Source organism: Caproicibacter sp. BJN0012 (assembly GCF_035986805.1).
In the GTDB taxonomy this organism is placed as follows: Bacteria; Bacillota; Clostridia; order Oscillospirales; family Acutalibacteraceae; genus Caproicibacter.
In genome coordinates this window covers 774,683-793,212 of the sequence record NZ_CP142518.1, presented here as the reverse complement: position 1 = coordinate 793,212, position 18,530 = coordinate 774,683, and the positions used below count along the sequence as shown (strand labels likewise).

The 18,530-nt window shown below is 50.0% G+C and carries 16 protein-coding genes and 2 tRNA genes; 12 read left to right on the top strand and 6 right to left on the bottom strand.

The genetic code is table 11. The features are described 5' to 3' along the window. Positions 1 to 9: 9 nt before the first annotated feature. Positions 10 to 2,202: a putative bifunctional diguanylate cyclase/phosphodiesterase gene (locus VA597_RS03820; RefSeq protein WP_243112746.1), complete on the bottom strand. Its 2,193-nt coding sequence runs from the start codon at positions 2,200 to 2,202 to the stop codon at positions 10 to 12. Between the two features lie 305 nt (positions 2,203 to 2,507). On the opposite strand from VA597_RS03820, the gene VA597_RS03815 reads away from it, so the two are divergent. From VA597_RS03815 to VA597_RS03795, 5 genes are all read left to right on the top strand, one after another. Beyond that, complete coding sequence (locus tag VA597_RS03815; RefSeq protein WP_128741750.1) at positions 2,508 to 2,909, top strand: putative ABC transporter permease; 402 nt, start codon at positions 2,508 to 2,510, stop codon at positions 2,907 to 2,909. Between the two features lie 126 nt (positions 2,910 to 3,035). Beyond that, positions 3,036 to 3,124, top strand: a tRNA-Ser gene (locus VA597_RS03810). Positions 3,125 to 3,152: 28 nt separating this feature from the next. Continuing rightward, a tRNA-Ser gene (locus VA597_RS03805) sits at positions 3,153 to 3,242 on the top strand. Positions 3,243 to 3,466: 224 nt separating this feature from the next. Beyond that, positions 3,467 to 4,036, top strand: a complete 570-nt coding sequence (locus VA597_RS03800) for a TetR/AcrR family transcriptional regulator (RefSeq protein WP_128741733.1) — start codon at positions 3,467 to 3,469, stop codon at positions 4,034 to 4,036. Then, positions 4,033 to 5,109 (top strand): radical SAM/SPASM domain-containing protein, encoded by a 1,077-nt coding sequence (locus tag VA597_RS03795; protein WP_128741732.1) that lies wholly within the window; start codon positions 4,033 to 4,035, stop codon positions 5,107 to 5,109. Before VA597_RS03800 ends, VA597_RS03795 begins: the two co-directional genes overlap by 4 nt. Positions 5,110 to 5,166: 57 nt before the next feature. Here the strand turns inward: VA597_RS03795 and VA597_RS03790 are convergent, their stop codons facing one another. From VA597_RS03790 to VA597_RS03780, 3 genes are all read right to left on the bottom strand, one after another. Next, positions 5,167 to 5,400: a hypothetical protein gene (locus tag VA597_RS03790; RefSeq protein WP_326975219.1), complete on the bottom strand. Its 234-nt coding sequence runs from the start codon at positions 5,398 to 5,400 to the stop codon at positions 5,167 to 5,169. A 198-nt stretch (positions 5,401 to 5,598) separates the two neighbouring features. Then, positions 5,599 to 7,164 carry a response regulator transcription factor gene (locus VA597_RS03785; protein WP_326975218.1) on the bottom strand — a complete coding sequence of 522 codons (1,566 nt, stop codon included), beginning with the start codon at positions 7,162 to 7,164 and terminating at the stop codon, positions 5,599 to 5,601. Then, a complete protein-coding gene (locus VA597_RS03780) occupies positions 7,164 to 8,990 on the bottom strand; it encodes a sensor histidine kinase (protein ID WP_326975217.1) in 1,827 nt (608 codons plus the stop codon). Before VA597_RS03780 ends, VA597_RS03785 begins: the two co-directional genes overlap by 1 nt. Before the next feature lie 231 nt (positions 8,991 to 9,221). On the opposite strand from VA597_RS03780, the gene VA597_RS03775 reads away from it, so the two are divergent. From VA597_RS03775 to rpiB, 7 genes are all read left to right on the top strand, one after another. After that, entirely contained in the window at positions 9,222 to 10,688 is a 1,467-nt protein-coding gene (locus VA597_RS03775) for a sugar ABC transporter ATP-binding protein (RefSeq protein WP_326975216.1), read from the top strand. Between the two features lie 54 nt (positions 10,689 to 10,742). Next, entirely contained in the window at positions 10,743 to 11,678 is a 936-nt protein-coding gene (locus VA597_RS03770) for an ABC transporter permease (RefSeq protein ID WP_326975215.1), read from the top strand. Between the two features lie 48 nt (positions 11,679 to 11,726). Next, positions 11,727 to 12,731, top strand: a complete 1,005-nt coding sequence (locus tag VA597_RS03765; RefSeq protein WP_326975214.1) for a substrate-binding domain-containing protein — start codon at positions 11,727 to 11,729, stop codon at positions 12,729 to 12,731. 124 nt (positions 12,732 to 12,855) lie between these two features. Beyond that, the gene (locus VA597_RS03760) at positions 12,856 to 13,623 is read left to right on the top strand and encodes a GolD/DthD family dehydrogenase (RefSeq protein ID WP_326975213.1); all 768 of its coding nucleotides are present in this window, start codon (positions 12,856 to 12,858) and stop codon (positions 13,621 to 13,623) included. 15 nt (positions 13,624 to 13,638) lie between these two features. Beyond that, positions 13,639 to 14,634 (top strand): dihydroxyacetone kinase subunit DhaK, encoded by a 996-nt coding sequence (locus VA597_RS03755; RefSeq protein WP_326975212.1) that lies wholly within the window; start codon positions 13,639 to 13,641, stop codon positions 14,632 to 14,634. Positions 14,635 to 14,729: 95 nt separating this feature from the next. Beyond that, entirely contained in the window at positions 14,730 to 15,368 is a 639-nt protein-coding gene (gene dhaL, locus VA597_RS03750) for a dihydroxyacetone kinase subunit DhaL (RefSeq protein ID WP_326975211.1), read from the top strand. Next, on the top strand, positions 15,365 to 15,820 hold the full coding sequence (gene rpiB / locus VA597_RS03745; RefSeq protein ID WP_326975210.1) for a ribose 5-phosphate isomerase B: 456 nt from the start codon (positions 15,365 to 15,367) through the stop codon (positions 15,818 to 15,820). The genes dhaL and rpiB overlap by 4 nt, the downstream gene beginning before the upstream one ends. Before the next feature lie 130 nt (positions 15,821 to 15,950). Here rpiB and VA597_RS03740 read toward each other — a convergent pair whose 3' ends face one another. Both VA597_RS03740 and VA597_RS03735 read right to left on the bottom strand, forming a co-directional pair. Next, positions 15,951 to 17,477 (bottom strand): FGGY-family carbohydrate kinase, encoded by a 1,527-nt coding sequence (locus tag VA597_RS03740; protein WP_326975209.1) that lies wholly within the window; start codon positions 17,475 to 17,477, stop codon positions 15,951 to 15,953. 107 nt (positions 17,478 to 17,584) lie between these two features. Next, positions 17,585 to 18,505, bottom strand: a complete 921-nt coding sequence (locus VA597_RS03735) for an ABC transporter permease (RefSeq protein ID WP_326975208.1) — start codon at positions 18,503 to 18,505, stop codon at positions 17,585 to 17,587. Between the last annotated feature and the right edge of the window lie 25 nt (positions 18,506 to 18,530).

Sequence of the window (18,530 nt, the reverse complement as noted above, 5' to 3'; positions counted from 1 at the left end):
ACTTATATTCTACTGCGGCAAAGGCGAAATCCGGTGAATGTTCGGCCCTTTTTTCGGGGTGCCTTTCCCCCCGCCGGCAGTGTCGTCCTCCTGTTTTTCCATTTGGGCAAAAAGCAGAGGAACTTCTTCCCGCGGAACGGGGCGGCTGATGAAATATCCCTGCACCAAATGGCCCCCCGCTCCCAAAACACAGCGGATCTGGTCTTCGGTCTCAACCCCCTCCGCAATGACTTCCAGGTTCAGTCTGTAGGCAAGCTTGATGATCATGCGCACAATGTCTTTCTCGACATCTTTCGTCACGATTTCATCAATGAAGCTTTTGTCGATTTTCACCGCGTTGATTGGGAGGTCCTTCAGGTAGGTCAGGGAGGAAAATCCCGTTCCGAAATCATCCAGATAAACTAAAATGCCATGCCGCTTCAACATCTGCAGCTTTTTTGTAACCTTCTCAAAGGATTCGATCAGGCTGGATTCGGTAACCTCGACCGCAACGCTGTTCGGAGCCAGTCCATAATATTGGAATCTGCTGATAATGTAGTCGGCGTAATTTGCCTCCAGCAGTTCCATGGGCGAAGCGTTGAAGGAAACCGTCACCTTGCGGCCTTCCATGCTTTTCGCAAAAGAGAACGCCTCTTCGACGACATGGCGGCCGATCTCTTTGATAAATCCGGATTTCTCCGCCATCGGAATGAACTGGACAGGAGAAATCGTTCCGAATTCCGAGCTTTTCCACCGCGCCAGGGTCTCAAATCCTGTAATGGTTTTGGTGAGGCAGTTAAATTGGGGTTGAAAATAACATGCCAGCTCGTTATTCTCAATGGAAAATTTTAAAGCACGCTCCAGGCGAAGCTGCCGGTCGATCAGGTTCCCGTAGTCTTCATTAAAAAGGATGTAGCTCCCCTTGCGGGTCTGTTTTGCTTTGTTCAAAATAAATTCCCCTCTGCCGAGGATATCTTCAAACTGCTGGGCCATCTGACTTTCTTTCCGTTGGGGAAGCAAAAGCGCTCCGACGCTGCAGGAAAGCTGTATAACCATGCCATTCACCAAATACGGCTCGCGAAAGATCCTGACAATCTTTTTCGCGAAAAACTCAAGGCTGTCTTCCGTATTCAGCCCATGGACCAGAACGACGAATTCGTCGCTGCCCGTACGCCCCACCAGATCCTGACTTCCCACGGTTTTCTTCAGCCGCGCCGCCGACTCACAGAGCAGCTTGTCTCCGGCATCATGTCCGAAAGTGTTGTTCATGGAGCGAAGGTTATCGACGTCTAAAAACAGCACGCCGCCGTTCCGGCTGTCTTTCCGGCATTTCTCAACCCAATCGTCAAACTCCCTGATAATGCCCTTTCGATTCGGCAGATTGGTGAGGGGATCAAAAAAAGTAAAATATTTTTTTTGCTCTTCATTGCGGATGTTCGTTTCGTTATTTAATTTCTTCAATTTGAAAAGATAAAAGAAAGCCAAAAAAAGCGCCGCGGTCAGGAGCAAAAAGAGAACTGCGCTTGGCAAAAGGATGCTGTTTGCCCGCGAAAAAATGCGGCCGTAATCGTCCGCTGTGAGGAAGATCCAGCCATCCGTGCCCTGAATCTCGGAATACGCTGCAAAGATAGATGAATTTTCTATCCGCAGTTCGCTGATTCCGGAGGTGCCATCCTTGAAATCCGCCCTGAGGCTGTTCAGATTCTCTTCCTGTCCGTCAGGCTGCAAAAGGCTAAAAAGGTTATCCTCTCCAGAAAGGTTTCCGGACAGGATTGCTCCGTCTTTTTTCAAAACACAGAAATAATCCGTTTCTCCGGTTAGGATGCCGCCGGTCAGCCGCAGTTGATCAATCCCGTTTAAAAAGGCAATCAGCACGCCCTTTATGGAATCCCCGCGTAAAATCGGTGCGGCCAAAACAATTTTCCCGGCCGGCCCGGATGTCTCCTGGCTGCCTGAGATATTGGGAATTCCCTTCATGGCCTGTATGAAATAAGGTTCGTCCGCGGCGGACAGACGCCTTCCTGTATCCGATATTCCGGAACCTGATGGATCGGAGTATATCACAGAATGAAAATGTTGTTTTTTCGCTTCCTGAGAGAGGACGCTGACGACATCGGCGGAATTTGCCCCGCCGGAAAAAACCTTCTGGTCTGACAGCGCGTTCAGAGAGTCCAGGCCGGCTGAAATTTCAATAGAAATTGCCGATGCTCCTTGCTCTGTCACTTTTTTCAAAGAATCAGTGCTTTCCCTCGACAAGACTCCGTAAAGATGAAACATAAAAAAAATACCAAAGCCTAAAAAAAGCATTACAACGGCTGCTATGGAAAAGAGAGTTTTATTTTTTTGAAAAAACATATCATCACCCTTACCAACCGGTATTTCTTTTTATTATACATGATTTAGAAATATATAATGATCCTATAAAAATATAAATACATTTTTTGTCATAATAATTGGAAAAATAAAACAAAATGTAATTTCGAATAAAATCTGTCCTGCTGCAAACAATTTTTGCGGGAGGCGGAATTATGAAGAAAAAGATATCACTATTTATCACAGGAGGAGTGATTTATCCTTTTCTGGAAATTATTTGCCGCGGCCACAGTGACTTCTCAATGGCGGTCGCAGGAGGCGTCTGTTTATGCATGATCGATAAATTCTGTAACTGCCGCCTTAAATTCCGGCCTTTGGCGGTTAAATGCGCGGCCGGCTCGATGATCATTACAACCGTAGAGTTTATAACCGGCATCTTGGTCAACCTTGTACTGAAGTTGAACGTCTGGGACTATTCTCAGCTTCCGATGAATTTCATGGGACAGATATGCGTGCCGTTTTCACTCTTATGGAGCATCATCACCATACCGGCCATGCAGCTTTGCGGTTTATATGACCAGCTTACTGCAAAAGTTTCAGAAAGAATAAAGAATTAGCGAAACCGCGTCGGGAAATTCCTTTCCAGCGACGCGGTTTCCTGTATTTTTTCAGTTTTTCTTGACATCCCGCACCATGTTATGTTATGATTAGGTTCGCACTTAACGGGCATAGATTCCTATTATGGAGAGGTGTCCGAGTGGTTTATGGAGCTAGTCTTGAAAACTAGTGATCCCGCAAGGGACCAAGAGTTCGAATCTCTTCCTCTCCGCCAATCAATTACAATTAATTTCACCATATGAGGAGAAATACCCAAGTGGTGAAGGGGCTCCCCTGCTAAGGGAGTAGGTCGGGTAACCGGCGCGAGGGTTCAAATCCCTCTTTCTCCGCCAAACTAGACAAACCTATTTTTAACGATAGTTAAAAGTGGGTTTGTCTTTTTTATGCCAGATTTTAAGATACGCCGTATATAACACCGCGCACCAGACCAGGTCCAGACGCTTCCGAACTCAGGTGCCTTAAGCGAGCAGAATATTTTCGCGATTCCATTGACAAAAAAGTTAGAAAGCGTATAATTAAACATGTTTAATACGCGTTTAATAAAGGATGAAAATCTGTGGAAGAAAACAAAAAAGAGGCTCTGCTGAATGCGACCGTGGAGCTTCTGAAAAAGTCCGATCGGCCGGAGGCAATCACGTCACGTCAAATAGCTGCCTGTGCCGGCGTGAACACCGCCATGATTAATTACTACTTTAGGTCCAAGAAAGACTTGGAATCCCAGGCCGTTGAAAAAATTCTTGACGAGGCGGCAAAAATCTTTCAAATGCCTCCCAATCCATCCGACCCACCCAAAGAACGGCTGCGGCAAATCCTCAAACAAATCTGCCGGGTCGTTTTGAAATACCAGCGATACACCAAAATCTACGTGCCCCACCTTCTGCTAGAGGATGAGATCAGCCTGCCCCTGTATGTGTTTCCCGAAATCCGGGAGCATTTCGGGAATCGCCGTAGTGACATGGAATGCCGCGTCATCGCCTACGAAATGATCTCCTTTTTGCAACTGGCATTTTACCGCTCTGATGCATTCCTGCGCTACGTAGGCATGAACCTGTCGGACGAAAACGCATCCAATTGGCTGATTGACTGGGAACTGGAACTCTTTTTGCCGGAGGTAAAGAAATCGTGAATCTGACGGAATATCTCAACATCTCTATCGACAGGATTTTTCGGCAGGCCCTGCGTTGTTCCCTTACCAATGCAAGGGAAAGCAGTTTTCTGATTCGGGCCATGATATTACAAGGAAAAGCCGCCGAAAGACGCCTTCAGTCGGAACGGGAGGGCGACCCGATTCCCCCTTTTTTGATTGCAAGCATTGCGACCCGATGCAATTTACATTGCGCGGGGTGTTACGCCCGGGCGAACCACGTCTGTGCAGATGCGGCGGCAGCCGAGGAGCTGAGTGCGGCGCGGTGGGGGGAGCTCTTCGCGGAGGCCGAAACGCTTGGCGTATCTTTCATTCTGCTGGCGGGCGGGGAACCTCTGGAAAGGCCCGAGGTTCTCGACAAGGCGGCGAAGACGCGCGGATTGATTTTTCCCGTTTTCACGAACGGGACGCTGTTCACCGAGAAAGCGCTCGGGCAATTTGACCGCAATCGGAATCTGTATCCGATTGTCAGTATCGAGGGCGATCGCCTTCAGACAGACAGCAGGCGCGGGGAAGGGACCTTCCGGCTGATCGCGCGGGCGATGGATGAGATGAAACGCCGCGGCATCTTTTACGGTGTCTCCATCACGGTAACCAAAGAGAACCTGCCTGCCGTGACAAACGAAGGGTTTATTGCGGGACTTCGGGAAAAAGGATGCAATGTGGTTGTGTTTGTGGAATATGTGCCTGTCGATGGCAACAGGGGGCTGGAACCCGGGGAAGAAGAACACAGGGTCCTGGCCGAACGCCAGGAGACGCTTCGCATGCGCTTTACGGATATCATGTTTATTTCCTTCCCCGGCGACGAAAAACAAATGGGAGGATGTCTGGCCGCCGGGCGGGGTTTCTTCCATATCAACCCTTTCGGCGGGGCGGAGCCATGCCCGTTCTCGCCGTATACCGATACAAATCTCAAAGTCGGAAGCATCAGGCAGGCGCTCGACTCCGCACTGTTCCAGAGAATCCGACAAAGCGGCATCCAAACGGAAGGACACACCGGCGGCTGTGTCCTGTTTGACAAGCGGACAGCGGTTGAAAGTATGCTGCCCCTATGATATGAAAAACCGCAATCCCAAAGCAGTTAAGGGGCACATTCCTTTTGCCTGCATCTTTTATAACCGAACTTCCCAAAAAGCCGCATGAGCACTAAGCTTTGCGGTTTTTCTCGTCAGTGTCATAGATGTTATATAATTTCTAAAAATTGCACGTTGATGCGTTGTACTGCTTCTTCTATCGCTACTCATCCATTTAACAAAGATCATGCCTGAGATTGCTCCGGCAATACCCGTGGCAAGCCTTTTGTCGAGGCTTTCAAGCTGTTTGTCCTGCCGCCCGATCCATTGCATCCAGACGGACCGTGGTCTTTGTTTATTGCTATTCAGATTGATTTGCGACATGGAATCCATAATGATTGCGTTAAAGTGCGTCAGACAGCCGCATGAATGCTGAAAGTTCGGTATTCATGCGGCTTTTTTATGCTTTTCAATTAAATCATTTTGACAATAACTAAATAACACATGAAAAATATAATATTTTAGGAACTCCTAATTCTGCCGAAAGACGGAAGGGCTCATCCCGAAGCTTTTTTTAAAACTTGTGGCGAAATATTTGGAATTTCCATATCCGCACAACCTGCTGATCTCACCGATCGGGATTTCCGTATTCTTCAGCATGGTCTTTGCCATCTCCATTTTGGTCTTTGTTACAAATTCATTAAAACCGACGCCGATCCGTTTTTTGAACAGAAAACTGATATAGGCCGGAGTATAGGAAAAATGATTTGCTACAGAATTAAGACTGATGTCGTCGAAAGCGCTGTCCCTGATATATTGGATCATACATTGAATCAGTTTGCTATTGGGCCCGTCGGAATTCGATTGATTCATGAACGCCCTGACCTGAGTCAGATAACTTTCCATTCCATGTTTCATCTGAACGAAGCTCCAATAATGACAGAAAGGCGTTGGCTCAGGCAGGTCCCGGTCTGCGCCGGTATAATATTTTTCAAGTTGTTGCCTTACGGTTTCGATTAAATTCCGGTAGCTTTTTTCAACGGCAGCCACCGCCTGAACAGAGGGCCTTCTACAAATGATGGGCTCGAACAGACGAATCAGTTCTTCAGGGTCCAGATCTTCCGGATTGCGCAGAGCTGTTTCAAAATGGAGATAATCGTCTTCCGCAGGACTTTCCTTTGCATATCTCTGTATGCTGTTTCCAAGCTGATAAAGTTTGTAATTAGCCGCCTCACAGGCATGGCAAAACGATTTGTACAATCGATTGGAACCAAACTGAATATCGCCGATCCCGGCAAAAACATCAATCTTCAGATAAATTTTTATCAGATGAAACGCTTTTGAAATGGCAGAAACGACGGAATTCAGCATCGCTGCCTGACTGCACTCCTCAAAAACAAGAACGATTTGACCGTTGGAATAGGTTTCGATCGCCGCGTTTCGCAAAAGGTTTTCCTGACCCAGAATTTCTTCAACAATATTAATGATTGCAAGATCGATGTAATCGACATTGCTTTTGTCGATCTTGTATTGAATTACGCAGCATAACGAAAATCCGTCATCCAATGAAAAGTCGCAGGTTTCAATATTATTAATCTCACGAATCTTTTTTTCATCGCTGCAATTCAGCAAATCAATTAAAAGTTTTTTCCTGATCGCTTTGATCGTTTTGACGTTGGTCCGGGTGTTTACATGCTCGTCATGCAGTGCGATTTTTTTCTTCATGATTTCATCAATGCAGGATTTTATTAAATGAATGAACTGTTTTTTTTGAATCGGCTTCAGAACATATTCCTTTACCCCGCATTTTATCGCCTGTTTCGCATATTCGAATTCACTGTAGCCCGAGATGATGATGAAAGTAGGCGAATAGCCGAATCCCTTTACCTTTTCAATAAATTTCAAGCCGCTGCAGAACGGCATACGGATATCGCTGACAATAATCTGTGGGTACTGTTCCCTGCAGATCTTCAGGGCCTCCAGACCGTTTTCCGCTTCCAGATAGGTGACATCGGTTTTGATCGTCTTCGATAGAATCGAAATAAGCCCTTTTCGGATGAGTTCCTCATCATCCGCTATTAAAATCGTAACCATCATCAATCAGCCTTTTCTTCAAGAACAATTATGATTGTAATCTGCGTGCCGCGGCCCAATTCCGAGCTGATGCTGAGTCCGCTCCCTTTCTTGCATAAAAGCTCGATCCGCTGCCTGACGTTTGCGATGCCGATAGAATGCTGGGATTTCCGGTTCCCGATATTCGGTTGATCGCCGTTCAGGAATTCGTTGATCTGCGCAAGCCTGCAGGGCTCGATTCCTATTCCGTTGTCGATGATTTTAATCGTCAGCCGATTTTCATTCCCCACAGCCTTCACCAAAATGTTCCAGGGAGGATTCATGTCCAAGAAAGCGTGGCTGAAACAATTTTCCACAAGCGGCTGAAGGATGAATTTGGGGACCAGATTTTCAAGGCATCCCGGCTCGAATTCCAATTCATATTGAAATTTATTTCGAAACCTCATTCTCATAATCTGAATGTAATTGCGGACGTTTTGCATCTCTTCCTTAAGCGGGACGCTTTTTGATTCCCAGTTCAGGCTGTAGTGCAGCAGGCTTCCCAAGATCTGAATGCTGTTCGCCATCTGGTAATTGGAATCAATCTCGCACTTCATTCTCATACTGTCCAGAGTGTTATATAAAAAATGAGGATTAATCTGTACCTGCAGCGCGTAAAGTTCAGCTTCCTTCTGTGCTTTTTCCCTTTCGATCATGGATTGAATCGTTGTCTGCAAAGTTTTCGCCATATGGTTAAAGCTTTCCGCAATCGAGGAAATCTCTTTAAAGCCGCAGGTTTCAACCCGCACGTCAAATTTTCCGGATTCGATTTGTGAAATCATATTGGTCATATCCTTCAGCCTTCGAAACATGATATGCGCGGTCAGGCTCGTCAGCAAGATGATGCAGATCAGGCAGATAACAGCGATCAGTACAAGCGCGAATTTTATGCCGTTTGAGGTTGCGTAGACCTCTTTTTCGTTTATGACAACCACGCGCATCAGGCCGGTTTCGGCATCTCTGTCATAAGCGACCATGTAGTTCGTATGATTTAAAATCTCATTGCTGAGGCCGGAGTTCCCCGGAAATGACAGGGAGCCGCAGTCTTTAGGGTCAATTTTGTTGTTGGAATATAAGAGATTATTTTTATTGTCGAACAGCATATAGGTGATCGACGGATTTTCCGTAGCAAGTGATTCGATATCAATCAGCCTCTTGAGAGAAATATCCAGTTCTATCATTCCTATGAATTCGCCGGTGCTGATATTGTAAATTTTGTTGTAAACGGGAAGCACCTGTTCTTTCTCATTTTCCAAATTTGGGTACTTTGCCAGGTTCCCGTATGCATTGTCGTAAATCCGGATGTTTCCGTAAATAATTTCGCCGTCATTGTCCGTAATCTCATGGTAATAATCCGTTTTGTACAGGGATTCCAAGGGATAGGACCACCCGCCGATCTGCGAAATCTGTCTGTTTTTCGAATAAATGAGGACGCTGCTGAATTTATTCGGATACATGTTATGAATATTCAATAATTCGACCTGAATGCTGTTTATGTAATGGTTCTTTTCACGGTCGCTCAGAAGATTTCCCGGATCGAGAAAATAGGTGAATTCCTGGCTGAAGTTCAGATCCTTGAACGTGTAATTCGCGATGTTGATGTTTGCAGTCATATTGGAGCCCATTTTTTTCAGGTACTGCTTCAGGTTCTTCTGGGATTCCTCCAGAATGGAATTCTGAATAATGTGAAAATAGGAAATTGTGATGGCGATGGAGGGGATCAGAGTAATCACGGAGAAGACGACCGTCACCTGCCACACAATACTTTTTTTCCGGAAATTTTCCCAAAAATGTTTCAACATGATTTCCATACTCTTTCGCAGTTCGTATTTTCTTTATCTTAATACTAAATACGCAATAATTGTTTCGGATAGACAATTATGGAAGAAGTACATAAAAAATCATACCGTTTTTAAAAAAATTGAACCTATTTTTACAAAACGCTTCAAGTATAATAAAAACTGAAAGAGGCGCATCGGTTGCGAAAATAAGCCGCGTGAAAACAACAGAAGGAGAGGTGCCGCTTCGTGAGCCTGCTGGAGATGAAAAATATTAAAAAAAGTTTTAACGGCGTCGGCGTCCTGGAGGGCGTTAACCTGGTCCTGGAAAAAGGTTCCGTACATGCACTGATGGGAGAAAACGGCGCCGGAAAATCAACACTCATGAACATTTTGTGCGGCATACATAAATGCGATGCAGGAGAAATCACGGTGCACGGCAGCCGGGTGGAGATCAGCTCTCCCTTTGAAGCACAGAACTGCGGAATTGCCATGATCCATCAGGAACTGTCGCCGATCCCGGAACTGACGGTGGCGGAAAATATTTTTTTCGGCCGTGAATATTGCAGGAATCACTTTTTGGACTATGACAGAATGTTTTCAGAAACAGAAGAGATATTGAACGGTCTTCATATCCACATTGACCCAAAAGCAAAGATGAAGAAACTGAAAGTCGCCGATCAGCAGTTGATCGAAATTGCAAAGGTCGTTTCCCGGAATGCAGAAATCATCGTGATGGACGAACCCACTTCCGCCATTACGGATAAAGATGTGGAAAACCTGTTTGAGATCATAGAGAACCTGAAAAAAAATGGAAAAGGTATTATCTACATCTCACATAAAATCGACGAGGTCATTAAAATTTCAGACACCGTCACAGTGCTGAGAGACGGCGTCTTTGTGAACACATGGAAAACCGCAGATATCACGGCGGATACTTTGATTACCAGCATGGTCGGCAGAAAGCTGGACGATTACTACCCCAAAATGACGGTGCCTATCGGCGACAAGATTCTGGAAGTCAGAAGCCTCTCGCTGAAAAATCAGTTTTCTGATATCAGCTTCGAGGTGAGAGCGGGAGAAATCCTGGGAATCGCGGGGCTGGTCGGCGCCGGAAGAACTGAAGTCATGAAGGCGCTGTTCGGTATTACGCCTGCGGATCAGGGTGAAATCATTCTGAACGGCAAACGCATCCATCCGCACAAACCGGTTGACGCGATCAAGTGCGGGCTGGCATATGTGACGGAAGACCGAAAGGGCGAAGGAATCATTCCTCAGATGAGCGTTCTGCATAACATTTCGCTTGCTTCCATGAAAATGTTCGCCGGCCGCGGGTTCGTCAACCGGAAACGCGAGGCGGAAACCATCGGCAGACAAATTGAGTCGTTAAGGATCAAAACGTCCTCTCCAAAGCAAAAAGTGCTCTCCCTTTCCGGCGGCAATCAGCAGAAAGTCGTGCTGGCAAAATGGCTGATCAAGGCGCCGAAGCTTCTGATTCTGGATGAACCCACGAGGGGAATCGACGTAGGAGCAAAAACGGAAATCTACAAACTGATGGGAGATTTCGTCTCGAAGGGCAATGCAATCATCATGGTGTCTTCCGAAATGCCGGAGGTTATGGGGATGTCGGACCGGATTATGGTGTTCAGTAACCGCACGCTCGCAGGCGAATTGGTCCGCAGTGAGTTCAATCAGGAATCAATCATGCGTCTTGCCGTATCCAAGCTGTAATATTTTTCGAAACGGGGTATGAATGAAATGGAAAGGTTGCAAAAAAGGCGCAGTATGGCTGTGCAGTATTACCTGATGAATTTTGCGACATTGATCGGCCTGCTGTTGCTGATTCTGATTTTCGGCGTCATCAAGCCAAAGTTCTTGGATATTGACAATGTCTTCAACATCATGCGTCAGGCTTCCATCAACGGACTGCTTGCCCTGGGAATGACCTTCGTTGTCTTAACGGCGGGCATTGACCTTTCGGTTGGTTCCATTCTGGGCGCGTCCGGCATTTTCGCCGCTTTGGTCGCACAGAACCATGCGCTTCCGTGGTTTGTTCCCATGCTGGTGGGGCTCGGGGTCGGGCTTCTCCTCGGCAGTATCAACGGCATTGTCATTTCATTCCTGAGCGTCCCCGCGTTTGTTGCAACGCTCGGCATGCTGAGTGTTGCAAGAGGCATTACCTATCTGGCCAGCGACGCACAGCCGGTTCCGGGCCTGGGAGACGATTTTTTGCAGATCGGCGGCGGAAACGTCGGCATCGTTCCGATTCCGGTTTTTATCGTGGCGGCGGCGTTTCTCATCTGTTACCTCCTTCTGTACCGGATAAAGTACGGCAGGTACGTATTCGGCGTGGGCGGCAATATCAGTGCGGCGAAAGTCTCCGGCATTAACGTGAGGTATATTATCTGGTCCGTATATATGCTCTCAGGGGTTTTGGCCGGGCTTGCCGGTGTGGTCCTGACATCGCGCGTATCGTCCGGACTCGCACAGGCCGGCCAGAACTATGAAACGGACGCCATTGCGGCGGTCGTAATGGGCGGCACAAGCCTTTCGGGCGGCAAGGGCAGGCTTTGGGGGACCATTGTCGGCGTGATGGTCATCGCGGTCCTGAATAACGGGCTGGATATGCTGGCGGTCTCCTCCTACTGGCAGCTGATTATCAAAGGTATTATCATCGTTGCCGCCGTTATCGTGGACAGCGTCAACAGTTCTAAAGAATAAAGCCGATTACCGGCTTTACGCATTACAAATTTATAAGGAGTGAGTTATTTGAAAAGGGTAAACAAACTACTGGCGCTCATCCTGACGGGGACAATGGCCCTGACAACGGCGGCCTGTTCTTCCGGCACTTCATCCAGCGCACCCGCGGCCTCAGGCGCATCCGCCGCCAATTCGGCAGCGGAAACTTCCAACGCCACAGGCAATAAAAAGATTGTCGTCGGTATGACACTGTACAGCCTCAAGAACGAATTCACGGTCCGTCTTTCAAATGCAGCCAAAAAGGAAGCGGAAAAACTGGGCGTCGAACTGAAAATCTACGACGGCAACTACGACCCGAACACGCAGATCAACCAGGTGGAGACCATGATTTCCGACGGAGTGGACGCGATCATCCTCAATCCGCAGGACGCAAAGGCCTGTGCGGTCTGCGTCGATAAGGCGGTGGCGAAAAACATACCGGTCATCGGCGTCAATACCCGTGTCGACAGCGACAAGCTCACCAGCTACGTCGGCTCAAAAGACGAATACGCCGGCCAGCTTGAGATGCAGGCAATTGCGGACAAGATCGGCGGAAAAGGCAATATCGTCGTCCTTGACGGACCTCTCGGGCAGTCCGCTCAGCTCGAGCGCAGCAAAGGGATTAAAGACATTCTGGAAAAATACCCGGATATCAAAATTCTCGCGGAAAAAACCGCGAACTGGTCCCGTTCGGAAGCGATGACGGTTATGGAGAACTGGCTGCAGTCCTTCGATAAGATCGACGCGATTGTCGGTGAAAACGACGAGATGGCCCTAGGCGCGATGCAAGCAGTTAAATCCAAGGACAAGACGATCCCCTGCATCGGCGTCGACGGGATTACGGACGGATTGAAAGCGGTACAAAGCGGAACCCTGATCGCAACGATCTTCCAGGACGGCGCCGGACAGGGTACCAAGGCATTGGATGTGGCCGTTCAGAAAGTGAAGGGCGAAACCGTTGAGAAGGAATACTGGATCGACTTTGAAAAAGTAACCCAGGACAATGTCGCCGATTACTTTAAGAGAACACAGTGAGATATCTTTCTGAACAAGAGCGGGAATTCGAAATCATATCCAATTATCGCAGCAGCCGTAACTGCAGGCTGTTCGTCTGCAGCTACCCGCGCTGCGGTGCAATCTGATCAATGGAGGTATTACCATGCTGAAATACAGCGGAGCGGATGTCAATTATTCTCTGGAGGGCCAGACGGCCGTCATTACCGGCGGAGCGGCAGGAATCGGAAACGCGACCGCACAGTTTCTGGCAAAAAAAGGCGTGAACTGCGTTCTGGCGGACCTGAATCCGGATGTGAATGAAATTGCCGAAAAAACAGGCAGAAACTGCATCGGCATTGCCGGAGACATTACGGACGCGAAGTACCGGGCGGCCGTTGTTGCAAAGGCAGTCACGGAATTCGGCGCAATCGATATTCTGGTCAACTGTGCCGGAATCGTCGCGCTGGAAAAGGCGGAAGCCCTCAGTGATGATTACTGGGAAAAGACCATCAGCATCAACCTTTCGGCATCCTTCAAAATGGCACAGGCCGTCGGAAAATACCTGATTGATGCGAAACGGCCCGGCTCGATCGTGAACATGGCCTCACAGGCCGGCGTCATCGCCCTTGACAAACACGTTGCCTATGCCGCAAGCAAGGGCGGCATCATTGCCATGACAAAAGTACTGGCATACGAATGGGGCAAATACGGTATCCGCGTCAACGCCGTCTCTCCCACGGTCGTCATGACGGCCCTCGGCAAAAAGGCCTGGGAAGGTCCGGTCGGCGATGCGCTGAAAAAAGAAATGCCCTCCGGCCGTTTCGCCGAAACAGATGAGATTGCGGGGGTCATCGCGTTTCTTTGCAGCGGCGCGGCCGGAATGATAACCGGCCACAACCTGTTGGTTGACGGCGGCTACACGATTAAGTAACAAAGAGGGATCACTATGCAGCGAATTTTAAACAATCCCGACGATATTGTAAACGAAGAACTGGAAGGGTTTCTGAAAGCGCATGCGGATCTGATCGCGGGGACGGAGAATCGGAGGGCGATCCGGTATGCGGGATTTACGGGCGGCCGGGTCGGCGTCGTGACGGGCGGAGGCTCCGGGCACGATCCCGCGTTCATCGGCTACTGCGGAAAAAACATGGTCGACGCGGTGGCGGTCGGGGAAATCTGCTCTTCGCCGACGGCGGTCGCGTTTCTGGACGCCTTCCGCGCGGCGGATGGAAAGAAAGGCGTCGCCTGCCTGTACGGCAATTATTCGGGAGACAACATGAATGTCAAAATGGCCGTCAGAATGGCGAAGATGGAGGGCCTTGAGGTCAAAACGGTCGTGGCGAACGACGACGTGGCCTCGGCTCCAAAGGATCAGAGGGAAAAACGGCGCGGCGTTGCGGGCGAGATTTTCATGTGGAAGGCCGGGGGAGCGAAAGCGGCGGCCGGGGCTTCTCTGGAGGAAGTCATAGCGGCCGCGCAGAAGGCGATCGACAACACCAGAAGCGTTGGGATCGGGCTGACCCCCTGCACGCTTCCCGCCGTCGGGCACCCCAATTTCACGATTGAAGACGGGACCATGGAAGTCGGCATCGGCCACCACGGCGAGCCCGGAATCGCAGTCTGCAAGCTGGAGACGGCCGCGCAGATGGCGAAACGCATGACGGGGGTCGTTCTGCCGGATTATCCGTTCACCGCCGGTGACGAAGTGACGGTTCTGGTCTCCGGCCTCGGCGCCACCCCGGTCATGGAGCTTTACGTCCTGTACGGCGAGATTGAAAAAATTCTGAACGCCGAGGGGCTGAAGGTCCACCGCGCGTACGTCGGCAACTATTTTACCTCCATGGAGATGATGGGCGCGACGCTGTCGGTGATGAAGCTGGACGACGAATTGAAAACGCTGATGGATCTGCCAGTCAATACCGTGGGACTGAAGCAGTTTTAACCCAAAAACTTTTGGCGCGCACGATTCCCTCCGGCCGCGGGCGGAAAAAGGCGGGCGGCAGGGAATCCATCGGCTGGCGTTAAGGGAGGAAAAACATGTCAACCTTTCAAAATGCGGAGGGGAAAAGCATTCTTCTCGGGATGGTCAAGGCGATTCAGGAAAATAAAAAATATCTCGGCGACATCGACGGTCTGATCGGGGACGGCGATCACGGCATGAATATGAATAAAGGCTTTACCCTGTTCGGCGAGCGGATCGCGGACCGTGACATCTCTTTTACGGAAGGTCTGGATGAGCTGAGTACGGTTCTGATGACGGAGATCGGCGGGTCCATGGGGCCGATTTACGGCACGATTTTTGCGGGCATGGCGGAAAAGGGCCGGGATCTGACGGAGATTTCCCTCCGTGATTTTTCCGGAATGGTCGAAGAGGGTCTTTCCGGGCTGCGGGAAATCGTGCAGGCGCAGGTCGGGGACAAGACGCTGGTGGATACCCTCGGCCCCGCGAGCGGTTCCCTGAAAAAATCCGTGCAGGAGGGCGGAGAGTTCCAAGCGGCCCTTGAAAAAATGAAAGCAGCCGCGGAGGATGGGATGAATTCCACCAAAAATCTGGTCGCCCGGTTCGGCCGTTCCAGCCGATTGGGCGAACGTTCCCGGGGCGTTCTGGACGCGGGCTCCGTTTCCTGCTTTATTCTTTTGAAAGCAATGGCGGACGGAATCGAGGCGCTGCTATGAAGCTGATCGTTGGAAGCGACGAAGCCGCGTATGACTTCAAGGAAAAGATCAAGGAGTATCTGATTTCGGAAGGCTATGAAATCGTGGATAAAGGGACTTACGACGGCCGGCCGGTCCTGTACCCGGATATTGCCGTAAAAGTCGCCCAGGCCGTCGCGGACGGCGAAGCGGACCGGGGCATCCTGATGTGCGGCACGGGGATCGGGATGTCGATTTCCGCCAACAAGGTGCCGGGGATCCGGGCGGCGGTGTGCCACGACTGCTATTCGGCGGAGCGGGCAAGAAAGAGCAACAACACGCAGATCCTATGCATGGGCGCGCGCGTCATCGGCCTGGAGCTTGCCAAGCAGCTTGCCGACATCTGGCTGACCTGCGATTTCTCCGGAGGCCGTTCTCAGCCGAAGGTCGACCGCATCAGCTACTATGACGACCTGTACAAAAAGCAAAACTGAAAATTCTTATTCCGACCATTTTCCGGGAAACCGGATTGGAATACGACAAGTATCGTGCAAAATCAATTCCCCGGCCAGCCGGGTTCCTCCGGCAATGCCGGGGAGATTCCTTTTGCCCTTTGTTCTCTTTTTACTGGTCGAAAGCTGCCATTCGAGCCATATCACCTTTCAGGTCTTCGTAGACCGAACGATAAACAGCATAGTATTTGTTGTAAATTTCATGACGCTCTTTGTTGCAGGGAATCTCCTTCCCCATTGTCTGCCATTTTTTTACCTCGTCGGAAGTCAGGCAGCCGGTGCCTAGGCCTGCGAGAATGACATCGCCAAGATTCGCTTCGACATCATTGGCAGGACATACAATCGTATGCCCCGTCACATCGGCAATGATCTGTCTCCAGATTCGGGATCTCGTCACACCGCCCGCCACAATGATCTGATCGCCAAGGTCTGTGTTCGTACTCTCCATCGAATGGCGCAGAGAATAGGCGATTGCTTCCAAAAAGGCACGGTAAACATGGGCTCTTGTATGATTGAGAGACAGGCCCAGAACAAGACCGCGCGCATTTGTATCCCACACGGGGCTGCGCTCGCCCATAAAATAGGGAAGAACAATCAGCCCGCCGCTCCCCGGGTTAAGCTTTTCCGCTTCAAGGTCGAGAACCTTATAGGCGCTTTCGCCGCCCTGTTCTTCCGCTTGTTTTTCCGTTTGAGCGAAATTGTCGCGGAACCATTTCACAAGCGCGCCGGCGGTCGCCGCTCCGCCAAAGGAGTAGGACAGGTGCTTTGAATCAAAGGTATAGGGCATTTCAATCAGCCCTTTTGCGTGAAGAGGCTGGTCATGCACCAGCGCGGCGCACATGCTGGTTCCGATTGCCGCAACATAACGGCCCGGTTCAAATACCCCGAGTCCGAGCGTTGCGACGACGCAGTCGACCCCTCCCGCGCAGACGGGCGTCCCTGAGCAAAGCCCCAGCTTAGAGGCGGCCGATTCCGTCAAACCGCCCACCACCGCACTTGATTCCACGATTTGCTCCGGCATCATGCTGCGTGGAATCCCCATGGCATCCAGCATCTCTGTGGACCAGCATCTCTTTTCCTCATCGAAAATTCCGCCGATGTTTCCCGCGGAGGAGTAATCAACGGCCACCTTTCCGGTAAGCTTGTAAATAACATAAGCATTGGGCGGTAAGAATAATTTCGTTTTTGCCCAGTTTTCCGGTTCGTTATCTTTTATCCACAGGATTTTCGTATACCCGTAATAGGGGTCCGTCCCGTTATGGGAAACCTCATGGATCTTTTGCGCTCCAATATGCTCCAGCACCCACTGCTGCTGCTTTCCCGCGCGGCGGTCCATCCAGATGAGGCACGGGCGCACGGGTTCCATATTCCGGTCCAGAGGAATCCCGCTTCCCCCGTAAAGCCCGCTGATGCAGATGCCCTTTACCTCTCCGGCCCTGATTGCCGCCTTCTCGAAGGCGCGGCGGATGGAACGCTCCGTTGCGCTCACCCATACATCCGGCCACTGTTCCGCCCATAAAGCATGCGGAGTCAACACATCATATTCCTCAAGGTCGGATGCGATCAGGTTTCCCTGCGTATCCATCACGATTGTTTTTGTGCCGGAAGTTCCAATGTCCGTTCCGATCAGATAGTTCATCCTTATTCCCCCGCCCATCATGTTCGAATTACTTTTGAAATTTTGTCTGCGACAGCACCGCATTGAGTAAAGCAGCGGCCCCATCCTCTGCTCTATCTAGACGGCCTCTATCTCCCGGTCTGATAGATATTGCGGATCGAGTCAATCACAACGGCAACAAAGATCATCACGCCGCCCGCCAGCGTTATCATTGTCGAAGGAATTCCCAGAATCGCAAGGCCGACTTGAATCACCGTCAGCAGTAAAGTGCCCCCCAGGACGCCCACGATGGAGCCTTTGCCGCCGGTCAGACTGACACCGCCGATAACCGCCGCCGCGATGCACAGATTTTCATAAGAGCTTCCGAACGAAGACGTTACTGCGCCCATATATCCGGACAGCAAGTATCCCGCAAGCCCGGACAGAAACCCGGAAAGCACATACGCTCCGACTTTGACGGTGCGCACGTTGATCCCGGCGATGTAGGCGCTCAGCGAATTTCCGCCGACCGCAAACACGCTTCTTCCAAAGGAAGTCTTATTCCAGAGAAAATAAAAGAGGATGAAGATGCCGAACAGGACCAGCGGAAGGGCGGGGAAGATTCCGATCTTACCCTGACTTATGTATTTATAGGAATCCGGCAGCTGCGAAATGGTGGTTCCGTTTGTAATGGCGAGCAGCGCACCTTCCAGGACCAGATTCATCGCAAGGGTTTCAATGAAAGCATTCGCCTTCAGCCTGGTCACGATCAGTCCGTTGATAAAACCGACCGCGCCGCCTACAAGGAGAATGACAAGGACGGAAAGAGGAATCGGGAACCCCCTTTTCATTGCCATTACACCGATCAGCGCTGAAAATCCCGCTGTTCCCACCGTACACAGATTGATGTCCCCCAGCAGCACTACCATCGCCACGGCAAGCGCCAGCATGCCTAAAACCGTGCCCTGAACCAGAATGTTCGATAAGATTCCGAATGAGTAAAACGAAGACTGGAACATTCCCATAATCAGTATGGATACAACCAGCAGGATCCATACGATATTATTCATGCAAATATCCAATACAGTGCTTCTT

Excerpts from the sequence above, each read along its gene's own strand:
- VA597_RS03780 (WP_326975217.1), bottom strand. The coding sequence starts at position 8,990 with ATGGAAATCATGTTGAAACATTTTTGGGAAAATTTCCGGAAAAAAAGT.
- VA597_RS03755 (WP_326975212.1), top strand. The coding sequence starts at position 13,639 with ATGCAGCGAATTTTAAACAATCCCGACGATATTGTAAACGAAGAACTG.
- dhaL (WP_326975211.1), top strand. The coding sequence starts at position 14,730 with ATGTCAACCTTTCAAAATGCGGAGGGGAAAAGCATTCTTCTCGGGATG.
- VA597_RS03785 (WP_326975218.1), bottom strand. The coding sequence starts at position 7,164 with ATGATGGTTACGATTTTAATAGCGGATGATGAGGAACTCATCCGAAAA.
- VA597_RS03740 (WP_326975209.1), bottom strand. The coding sequence starts at position 17,477 with ATGAACTATCTGATCGGAACGGACATTGGAACTTCCGGCACAAAAACA.
- VA597_RS03790 (WP_326975219.1), bottom strand. The coding sequence starts at position 5,400 with ATGCAATGGATCGGGCGGCAGGACAAACAGCTTGAAAGCCTCGACAAA.
- VA597_RS03770 (WP_326975215.1), top strand. The coding sequence starts at position 10,743 with ATGGCTGTGCAGTATTACCTGATGAATTTTGCGACATTGATCGGCCTG.
- VA597_RS03735 (WP_326975208.1), bottom strand. The coding sequence starts at position 18,505 with ATGAATAATATCGTATGGATCCTGCTGGTTGTATCCATACTGATTATG.
- VA597_RS03815 (WP_128741750.1), top strand. The coding sequence starts at position 2,508 with ATGAAGAAAAAGATATCACTATTTATCACAGGAGGAGTGATTTATCCT.
- VA597_RS03775 (WP_326975216.1), top strand. The coding sequence starts at position 9,222 with ATGAAAAATATTAAAAAAAGTTTTAACGGCGTCGGCGTCCTGGAGGGC.
- VA597_RS03760 (WP_326975213.1), top strand. The coding sequence starts at position 12,856 with ATGCTGAAATACAGCGGAGCGGATGTCAATTATTCTCTGGAGGGCCAG.
- rpiB (WP_326975210.1), top strand. The coding sequence starts at position 15,365 with ATGAAGCTGATCGTTGGAAGCGACGAAGCCGCGTATGACTTCAAGGAA.